Below are 8,435 nucleotides of genomic sequence, written 5' to 3'. Positions count from 1 at the left end.
CCGGGCGCGGCCACACTTCCGATTAGCGGCGATCTGATTCCCCAGTTCTGGCGAGAAAGGGAACGACCCTTCGTGGAATTCCTGGTTCTTCCGGATGATGCGTTCCCGGCGGCGACGGCGGACGTCGGCGGTTATCCGAATTCGATCTCATACGACTCGGGACGGCCCATGGTCGTGGGCCGATGGCGGGAAGACGAGGTCACCTGGGTCGCCGCGGGGCCGCGCCGGATCGCGGTCCTCGGCTGCGCGGCCGCGGATCCGCGGATCCTGACCGCCGCCCTGCGCAGGGCTCACGACGTCGCCGACCTGGACGGCCTGCTCAGGAGCCTGCCCGGCAGTTTCCATATGGTGGCGGCGGTGGACGGCACCGTGCGGGTGCAGGGCAGCGTCTCCACGGCCTGCCAGATCTTCCACGCCCGGCTGGGCCCGGTGACGGTCGCCGCGAACCGGCCGGACGTCCTGGCCCGGCTGACCGGCGCCGGGATCGCCGTCGAGGTCCTGACGCTGCAGATGCTCGCGCCCGCCGTGCCCTACCCGCTGAACGAGACGCCCGTGTGGGACGGCGTCCGGGCGCTTCCGTTCGGCACGTGCCTGGAGTTGACCGCCGGGCGTGCACGGGAAAGGCAGTGGTGGACGCCGCCCGCTCCGGAGATCCCGCTGGCCGAGTGCGCCGACCGGGTGCGGTCGGTGCTGTCGGAGGCGGTGGCGGCGCGGACGCGGGCCGGCGGCACGGTGAGCGCGGATCTGTCCGGGGGGCTCGACTCCACCAGCGTGTGCTTCCTCATGGCGGCGCACGCGGCCGGGCCCGGCGCCCCGCGCATGGTGACGCTGCACCAGGAGTCGCTGAACGCCGGGAACGACGACCTCGGCTGGGCGAGGCACGCCGCAGAGGCGATGCCGGACGCCGAGCACCTGGTGCTGCCGGACAAAGAGGTGCCGCCGATGTTCACCGGCCTGTCCGAACCCGACTCCGACGCGGAGGCGCCGCTGTTCAGGACGCACGTGCGCGCGATGATCCGCCATTCGGCGCAGGTCCTCGCCGCGCAGGGCTCGACCGTGCACCTCACCGGCGACGGCGGGGACGAGCTGTACTTCGCCGACCCGGCCTTCCTGCACACGCTGGCGCGCCGCCATCCCTGGTCCTGGATCCGCAAGATGCGGGCGGACCGTTCCCTGAACCGCTGGACGCTGACCGCCACCCTCCGGGAGATCGCGCGGAACCGCCCGTACGGCAGGTGGCTCGCGGCGTGCGCCGACACGCTGACCGATCCCCTGCCCAAGCCGTCGCGCAATCCCGAGATCGAATGGGACAGCACGGTGCGCATGCCGCCCTGGGCCACCCCCGCGGCGGTGGAGGCGGCCCGGTCGCTGATACGCGGCGCGGCGCAGGCCGCGCCGATGTCCCCGTTGCGCTGCTCGCACGTGGCGCTGCGCGGCCTGCGCAAGGGCGGCGAGGCGGTCCGCCGTACCGGCCGCATCACGGAGGCGCACGGGATCTCCTGGCAGGCGCCGTTCCTGGACGACCGGGTCATCGAGGCGGCACTGTCCATCCGCCTGGAGGACACCTCCGCCGTCGACGGGTACAAGCCCTCCCTGACCGCGATCATGCGCGGGACCATGCCGGACTCCCTCCTCGCCCGCCGGACCAAGGCCGAGTTCAGCCAGGCCGCGTACCTGGGCCTGCACGAGAACCTGGACGAGCTGCTGGGCCTCTGCGACGACCTGCGGCTGGCCGCTCTCGACCTGGTCGACGCCGACGCCTTCCGGGCCGCGCTGCTCGCCCTCTATCCCAGCTCCATGGGCCTGACCGTCCTCCTGCGGACCCTGGCCTGCGAGGTGTGGCTGAGGTCGCTGCCCGCCACCGCGGCTGCGTCCCCGATCGGAGGGACCGCATGAGCTTCACCCGCCACGTGACGGTGACCGAGACCGAGCACGGCATGGTGCTGCTGGACGAGCGCAGCGGCCGCTACTGGCAGCTCAATGGCACCGCGGCCACGGTGGTGCGCCTGCTGCGCGAAGGCTCGACCGTCGACGAGGTGATCGCCCGGCTGTCGGAACGCCATCCGGCCTCCGCCGGGCGGGTGGCCGCCGACGTCCACGGCCTGATCCGCGCGCTCCGTGACGCCAAGGTCTTCAAGTGAAGGTTCCTATGACGGAAGGTCGGTGAATCCATGAGCATGCCGGTGACGCTGGAGGCCTCGGGACGGGTGCCATGGCGGCGGCGCAACGCCGCGCGGTTCACCGTCCTCCTGGCGGCGCTGCTGATGCGGCTGCCTCCTCGACGGCTGCGGCGCGTGCTGCGGACGCTCAGCCGGGGCGCTCGTCCGGCCACCGTTGGGCAGGCGGCCGCGGCCCGTGAGGCGGTCGTCACGGTGAGCGTCCGATGCGCGGGTCAGGGCTGCCTGCAGCGCTCGGTGGCGACCGTGCTCCTGTGCCGCCTCGGGGGGGCCTGGCCGGACTGGTGCACGGGCGTCCTCACCCATCCGTTCCGGGCGCACGCCTGGGTGGAGGCCGGCGGCGCGCCCGTCGGCGAGGGTCCGGACATGCCGCCGTTCCGGAAGGTCATCACCGTCTCCGTCGAGGGTTAGGGGCATTCGTGGAACAGCATTTCGTGGTGGGCGCCGCATACCTGCTCGCGGCTGTCTTCCTCATCGCCTGCGCCACTAAGTTGCGCAGCCGGTCGGGTTTCCGCTTGTTCGTGACCACGACCGGGAAGCTGACGAAGCTGAGTGAACCGGTCGCCAGATGGGTCGCCGCAGGGGTGCTGGTCTGCGAGGCGACCATCGCGCTTCTGCTCGCGCTGCCCGCGACGGCCCGGCTGGGCTTCTTCCTGGCCGGGGCACTGCTGTCGGTGTTCATCGGCGCCGTCTACCGCGCGGTGCGCGGCGGCGTCTTCGCCGAATGCGGCTGTTTCGGCGACAGAAGCGCGATGCTGAGCTACCCGCTCCTGGCACGCAACGCGCTGCTCCTGCTGGTGGCGCTGCCGGGCATGATCGTGGGCGCCGGCCCGGAGGGCTTCGGGTACCCGCACTCCGTGGTGGCGGCGGCCGCCGGCGTCCTGGTCGCGATCGGGTTCGTCCACTACTACGACGACCTGTCCACCAAGGTCCTGCTCAGGATGCAGCGGCGGGCCGCCGCCGAGCCGAGCCGTCCGGCGGCGCCCCGGTGATGATCGATGTCGCGGGCGTCGTCAAACGCTTCGGGCGGGTCACCGCCCTGGACGGGGTCGATCTGGCCGTCCCGCGCGGGACGGTCTGCGGCCTGCTCGGGCACAACGGGGCCGGCAAGAGCACGCTGATCAACATCCTGGCCACCCAGCTGCGGCCGACCGCGGGCACGGCGCGCGTGGCCGGGTACGACGTCGTCGCCCAGGGCCGCGAGGTGCGCCGCAGGATCGGGCTGGCCGGGCAGTTCGCCACCCTGGACGAGCGGATCTCCGGCGCGGACAACCTGATGCTGATCGCCCGCCTCCTCGGCGCCGGACGCCGCCTGGCCCGCGCCCGTACTGACGAGCTGCTGGCCGCCTTCGATCTGACCGGCGGCGCCGCGCGTCCGGTGCGCACCTACTCGGGCGGGATGCGCAGGCGGCTGGACCTGGCCGCCGCGCTGGTGGGGCGCCCGGGAGTGATCTTCCTGGACGAGCCGACCACCGGCCTGGACCCGGTGGGCCGGCTGGCCGCCTGGGAGATCGTCCAGGGGGTCGTCCGGGACGGCGCGACGGTCCTGCTGACCACGCAGTACCTCGACGAGGCCGACCGGCTCGCCGACTCCATCACCGTCCTGTCGCACGGCCGGGTGGTGGCCGCGGGCACGCCCGCCGGCCTCAAGGCGAGGATCGGCGCCCGGACGGTGACGGTGCGGCTGACCGGCGAGGCCGACCTGCCCCTGGCGGCGCGGAGCCTCCAGCGGGCCGGCCTGCGCCCGGCGTGCGACCTGGCCCGCACCTCGGTGACGGTGCCGGTCGCCGCGCCCCGCGACACCGCGACCGTGATCCGGACGCTGGACGAGCTGGGCATCGAGATCAGCGAGCTGGTCCTGGCCGAGCCCACGCTCGACGAGGTGTACCTGGCCGCGACCGAGCGGGCGCGCGAGGCCGCCCCGATGACCGCGGCGGAGCGAGGATCGTCGGGCCGGCCGCCCGAGGGCCTGGGGATCGCTCCTCAGAAAGGCGGAGCCCGGTGAGCGCGCCGGACGTCGGCGGTCCCTGGACCGGCAGCGGCCGGGCGACGCAGATCGCCGTGCTGACCCGGCGATCGCTGCGCGCCCTGATCCTGGAGCCGCGGGTGATCGTGGCCAGCATGCTGACCCCGCTGCTGATGCTGGTGGTCTTCGGCCAGGTCTTCGCCAGCGTCGCCGCCACCGCGAACTTCCCCAGGGGAGTCTCCTATATCGACTTCCTCCTGCCGGCCATCCTGGTGAACACCGCGATGCAGTCCGCGCTGCAGACCGGGATCGCGCTCACCCAGGAGATGCGCGACGGGATCATCACGCGGCTGCGGTCGCTGCCCGTCTGGCCCGGCTCGATCCTGCTGGGCCGCAGCCTGGCCGAGCTGGTGCGCAGCGCGCTGCGGCTGGTCCTGCTGCTGGTCCTTGCGACCCTGCTGTTCGGCTTCCGGCCGGACGGCGGTCCGGGCGGCGTGCTCGCGGCCACCGTCCTGGCGCTGCTGGTCGGCGGGGGGCTGGGATGGATCTTCATCGCGCTCGCCTGCTGGATGCGCGACCTGGAGCTGATGCAGAACCTCTCCGGCTTGGTGACGTTCGGGCTGATGTTCGGGTCCAACGCCTTCGTGCCGCTGTCAAGCCTGCCGGGCTGGCTCCAGGTGATCGCCCTGGTGAACCCGATGACGTACGGGATCGAGGCGGCCCGGGACCTCACGCTCGGCCATCCGCCCGGCGCCGGAGCCGTGCTGGCGCCGGTCGCCGCCATCGCGATCGCCGTCTTGGCCGCCGCCGTCGCCATCGTCGGGTTCCAGCGCGTCCGCTAGCGCGCCGGCGCAGCCTTGGTGGTCGGCGCGGTCGGCGCTACACGGTGTCGTTGCGCAGGATCGTCAGGTGCAGGTTCTGCAATTCGTGGCTGGGACAGATTCCCAATTCGTCGCCCAGCCAGGCGCTGATCTGACGGTAGGCCTCCAGCGCTTCGGCCTGCCGGCCGCAACGGCACAGCGCGGTCATCAACAAGCGCCAGAAACCTTCCCGGAATCTGTGCTGATAGGCGAGGGCGCGCAGTTCTCCGATGACCTCTCCGTGGCGGCCGCGCGAGATCTCGACCTCGAATCGGCGTTCCAGGGCATAGCCCCATTCCTCGGTCAGCCGCGGGACCATGTCGCGGTGCAGCAGATCGGAGCGGACGTCGCGGAGGGCCGGGCCCCGCCACAGCGCGAGCGCCTGCGACAGCCACCCGGACTCCGCCGCCGTGTCGCCGCGTCCGGCCGCCGCGTCCGCCTCGGCGAGCAGGCCCCTGAAGCGGAGGAAGTCGACGTCGGACGGGTCCGCCTCCAGCCGGTAGCCCACCGAGGTCGTGTGCAGCACGCCGCAGAGCGATCCGCCCTGGGACTCGAAGGTGTTCCGCAGCCTGGTGACGCAGGTGTGGAGCGCGCCTCGCGGCTGGAGCAGCGGGCGGTGGCCCCAGAGATATTCCACCAGAATGTCGGCCGGAACGTCGGTGTTCACGTCGAGCACCAGCGAAGCCAGCAGGGTTCGCTGGTTGCCCTTGGGAATATGGACGCGGCGAGAACCCGCCAGTACCTCCAGATTACCAAGGACGGAGAATGTCATTTTCTCGATCATGGTCACCTTCTGAGAAACGGCCGTACACAGCCAGTTCTCTCACTCGGGAAACCATAGGAAAACCAAGCGGTCCCCAAGCCGCCGCCAACGTGTTCACCGGCCGCCGGTCTCCGCCGCGCGGTGCTCGCGGCGTCCCGCCAGGGCGAGGATCAGGGACTTGACGTCGGTCGCCTCGTAGCGGTCCCGGTCGAGGGTTTCGGAACACAGCAGGACGGGGCCGCCGGACGGATCGTCCGGGAGCCTGCCGTGGCTTCCGCGCACCGGCGAAGGGTCGAGCGGGACGACGTCGAGGGTGTAGCGGAACCCCATCTCCTTGCGGGCCAGCGCGGACGCGGCGCGGAGCTTGACCAGGGGGTCGGCGGGGTCGAAGAACAGTTCGGCCGGGTCGTATCCGGGCTTGCGGTGGATGTCCACCGTCCGGGCGAAGTCGGGGGCGCGGGCGTCGTCCAGCCAGTAGTAGTACGTGAACCAGGAACCGGGCTCCGCCACGGCGACCAGTTCACCGGCGCGGGGGTGGTCCAGCGCGTGGGCCGCCTTGCCCGGCTCGTCGAGCACGTCGGCGACGCCGGGCAGCGAAGCCAGCAGCGACCGGACCTTCGCCAGATCGGACGGGCTGCGCACGTACACGTGGGCCACCTGGTGGTCGGCGACGGCGAAGGCCCTCGACGTCCACGGGTCGAGGTATTCCATGCCCGCCTGCCGGTAGACCTCCAGCAGACCTTCTCTGCGCAGGGCCCGGTTGACGTCCACGGGACGGTCGACCGCGGAGATCCCGTACTCCGACACCACGACGACGACCGCGCCGCGCGCCTTCGCGTCGGCGATCAGCGGTGCGAGCGCCTCGTCGACCTGGCGGGCGGCGGCGGCCGCTTCGGGCCCGTCCGGTCCGAAGCGCTGCAGGTCGTAGTCGAGGTGCGGGACGTAGGCCAGCGTCAGGTCGGGCCGTTCGCGGTTCAGCAGCAGCCGGGACGCGGCGACGATCCAGGCGGTGGACGCGATGCCGGCCTTGGGCCCCCAGTACCGGAACAGGGGGAACCGGCCCAGCTCGCGGGTGAGGGTGACGCGCAGGGACGGCGGGCTCGTGTAGCAGTCGGGGGACTTGCGGCCGTCGGCGTGGTAGATCGGCCGCGGGGTGACCGTCCAGTCGACGTCGGCGCCCATCGCGTACCACCAGCACACGTTGGCGACCGTGTAGCGCGGATGCAGGCGGCGCGCGTCGTCCCAGATCTTGGAGCCGCCGACGAGGGCGTGGTGCTGCCGCCACAGCAGGACCTCGCCCAGCTCGCGGAAATACCACCCGTTGCCCACGATCCCGTGGCCGGACGGCGGCTCCCCGGTCAGAAAGGTGGATTGCACGGGGCACGTCACCGCGGGCAGGACCGTGCCCAATGCCGCCTGGCCCGGCATGGCGCGCGACAGCTTCGGCATGTGCGCCAAGAGGCGCGGTGTCAGGCCGACGACGTCGATGAGGACGATCGGGGTGGGTGTCACCGGTGTCATCGGTGTCATCGGAGTTCCTTCAGGCCGAGGGCGGTGAGGCGGTCGCGCGTCCACGCCAGTTCGGCCGCGATGCCGTCCACCACGGACCGGCCGCCGTATGGAAGCACCTCCCAGGTGTAGGTCTCGACCTCGACGTGCCTGGTCAGTGGACGCGGTCCCCCGAGGAGGACGTCAAGCGCCCTCGTGAGCGTGCTCTGGGTGGAGGACAGCGGCGGGGCCGGAGGAGCATGGAGCGGCACGTGGAAATGCACGCGCCAGGGGTCTTCACCGGGCAGCCCGCCGTTGAGGGCGAGATCCAGGTCGTCGGTCCCGGTTGTTTGGCCGCGTTCCCTCGTCTGGTGGAGGAAGCGCGGCTCGGCGAAGTCCGCCAGTGCGCGGCGCGACGCCGGGTCGCGCGGGTCCTCGACGTGCAGGGCGCAGGACGCCTGCATCTTCACGATCGGCAGCTCGGCCGCCGCCAGCGTGCTCGCGGCGATCGACGGGTCCTCGAACCGGACGGCGAGGTGGCAGGCGTCCAGGCAGACGCCCAGCTGATCGCCCGTCCCGGCCAGGTGCCGGACGGCCTGCCCCGTCGACTCCACCACGCAGCCGGGCTCGGGCTCGAACGCGACGCGGACGGTCCGGCCGGTGTCCGCGCGCAGTTCGGCCAGCCCCTTGCCGAGGCGTTCGAGGTTGCGCGCGGCGGCTTCCGCGGCGGCCGGCGTCCATCCGGTGCGCCAGGCGAGCGGCAGGGTCGAGACGCTCGCGTCCTGGACGTCGTCGGGCAGCAGGCCGGTCAGGATACGGGCCAGGTCGAGCGTGTAGCGCAGGCGCTCCGGCGACGTCCAGTCCGGGCGGTACACCCGGTGTTTGACGACCTCACCGTGGAATCCCTGGTAGGGGAACCCGTTGAGGGTGACGACTTCGAGCCCGTGCTCGTCGATCGCGTGCCGCAACCTCCGGAGTTGCCGGGGGTCGCCGATCAGGACGTCCGCGACACCGCGGGCCAGCCACAGGCCCACCCCGAGCCGCGGCACGCCGAGGCGCCCGCGCACCTGGGCCGCGCTGCCGCCCAACTGGGCGATCACACCGTCGAGGTCTTCGGCGGGATGCACGTTCGTGCAGTAAGCGAGGTGGACGATGGATCCGTCCGGATGCCTGAAACGCAC

At 72.2% G+C, this 8,435-nt stretch carries 9 protein-coding genes; 6 read left to right on the top strand and 3 right to left on the bottom strand.

All coding sequences use genetic code 11. The features are described from left to right. The first annotated feature begins 168 nt into the window (after window positions 1-168). From ACH35V_RS29195 to ACH35V_RS29170, 6 genes are read left to right on the top strand one after another with little or no spacing between them, the layout of a single operon-like run. Window positions 169-1,896, top strand: coding sequence for an asparagine synthase-related protein (locus tag ACH35V_RS29195; protein ID WP_395977030.1), 1,728 nt, complete (start codon window positions 169-171; stop codon window positions 1,894-1,896). Beyond that, window positions 1,893-2,141: a lasso peptide biosynthesis PqqD family chaperone gene (locus ACH35V_RS29190; RefSeq protein WP_395977028.1), complete on the top strand. Its 249-nt coding sequence runs from the start codon at window positions 1,893-1,895 to the stop codon at window positions 2,139-2,141. Before ACH35V_RS29195 ends, ACH35V_RS29190 begins: the two co-directional genes overlap by 4 nt. A gap of 30 nt (window positions 2,142-2,171) precedes the next feature. Continuing rightward, the gene (locus ACH35V_RS29185) at window positions 2,172-2,588 is read left to right on the top strand and encodes a lasso peptide biosynthesis B2 protein (RefSeq protein ID WP_395977026.1); all 417 of its coding nucleotides are present in this window, start codon (window positions 2,172-2,174) and stop codon (window positions 2,586-2,588) included. Window positions 2,589-2,596: 8 nt separating this feature from the next. Beyond that, window positions 2,597-3,169: a MauE/DoxX family redox-associated membrane protein gene (locus ACH35V_RS29180; RefSeq protein ID WP_395977024.1), complete on the top strand. Its 573-nt coding sequence runs from the start codon at window positions 2,597-2,599 to the stop codon at window positions 3,167-3,169. Continuing rightward, entirely contained in the window at window positions 3,169-4,182 is a 1,014-nt protein-coding gene (locus ACH35V_RS29175; RefSeq protein WP_395977022.1) for an ATP-binding cassette domain-containing protein, read from the top strand. Before ACH35V_RS29180 ends, ACH35V_RS29175 begins: the two co-directional genes overlap by 1 nt. Beyond that, window positions 4,179-4,985, top strand: a complete 807-nt coding sequence (locus ACH35V_RS29170; RefSeq protein ID WP_395977020.1) for an ABC transporter permease — start codon at window positions 4,179-4,181, stop codon at window positions 4,983-4,985. Before ACH35V_RS29175 ends, ACH35V_RS29170 begins: the two co-directional genes overlap by 4 nt. Window positions 4,986-5,022: 37 nt before the next feature. On the opposite strand, the gene ACH35V_RS29165 is transcribed toward ACH35V_RS29170, so the two are convergent. From ACH35V_RS29165 to eboE, 3 genes are all read right to left on the bottom strand, one after another. Next, on the bottom strand, window positions 5,023-5,787 hold the full coding sequence (locus ACH35V_RS29165) for a BTAD domain-containing putative transcriptional regulator (RefSeq protein ID WP_395977018.1): 765 nt from the start codon (window positions 5,785-5,787) through the stop codon (window positions 5,023-5,025). Between the two features lie 93 nt (window positions 5,788-5,880). Further along, window positions 5,881-7,287: a nucleotide pyrophosphatase/phosphodiesterase family protein gene (locus tag ACH35V_RS29160; RefSeq protein ID WP_395977073.1), complete on the bottom strand. Its 1,407-nt coding sequence runs from the start codon at window positions 7,285-7,287 to the stop codon at window positions 5,881-5,883. A 5-nt stretch (window positions 7,288-7,292) separates the two neighbouring features. Then, the gene (gene eboE, locus ACH35V_RS29155) at window positions 7,293-8,435 is read right to left on the bottom strand and encodes a metabolite traffic protein EboE (RefSeq protein WP_395977016.1); all 1,143 of its coding nucleotides are present in this window, start codon (window positions 8,433-8,435) and stop codon (window positions 7,293-7,295) included.

The sequence above is a fragment of the Actinomadura sp. 1N219 genome (assembly GCF_044326405.1).
GTDB lineage: Bacteria > Actinomycetota > Actinomycetes > Streptosporangiales > Streptosporangiaceae > Spirillospora.
The sequence above is the reverse complement of the archived record's forward strand: the minus strand, read 5'-3'. Positions and strand labels throughout refer to the sequence as shown.

Coding starts and splice junctions, on each gene's coding strand:
- ACH35V_RS29195 (WP_395977030.1), top strand. CDS start 169: ATGGTCGTGGGCCGATGGCGGGAAGACGAGGTCACCTGGGTCGCCGCG.
- ACH35V_RS29190 (WP_395977028.1), top strand. CDS start 1,893: ATGAGCTTCACCCGCCACGTGACGGTGACCGAGACCGAGCACGGCATG.
- ACH35V_RS29185 (WP_395977026.1), top strand. CDS start 2,172: ATGAGCATGCCGGTGACGCTGGAGGCCTCGGGACGGGTGCCATGGCGG.
- ACH35V_RS29175 (WP_395977022.1), top strand. CDS start 3,169: ATGATCGATGTCGCGGGCGTCGTCAAACGCTTCGGGCGGGTCACCGCC.
- ACH35V_RS29165 (WP_395977018.1), bottom strand. CDS start 5,787: ATGATCGAGAAAATGACATTCTCCGTCCTTGGTAATCTGGAGGTACTG.
- ACH35V_RS29160 (WP_395977073.1), bottom strand. CDS start 7,287: ATGACACCGGTGACACCCACCCCGATCGTCCTCATCGACGTCGTCGGC.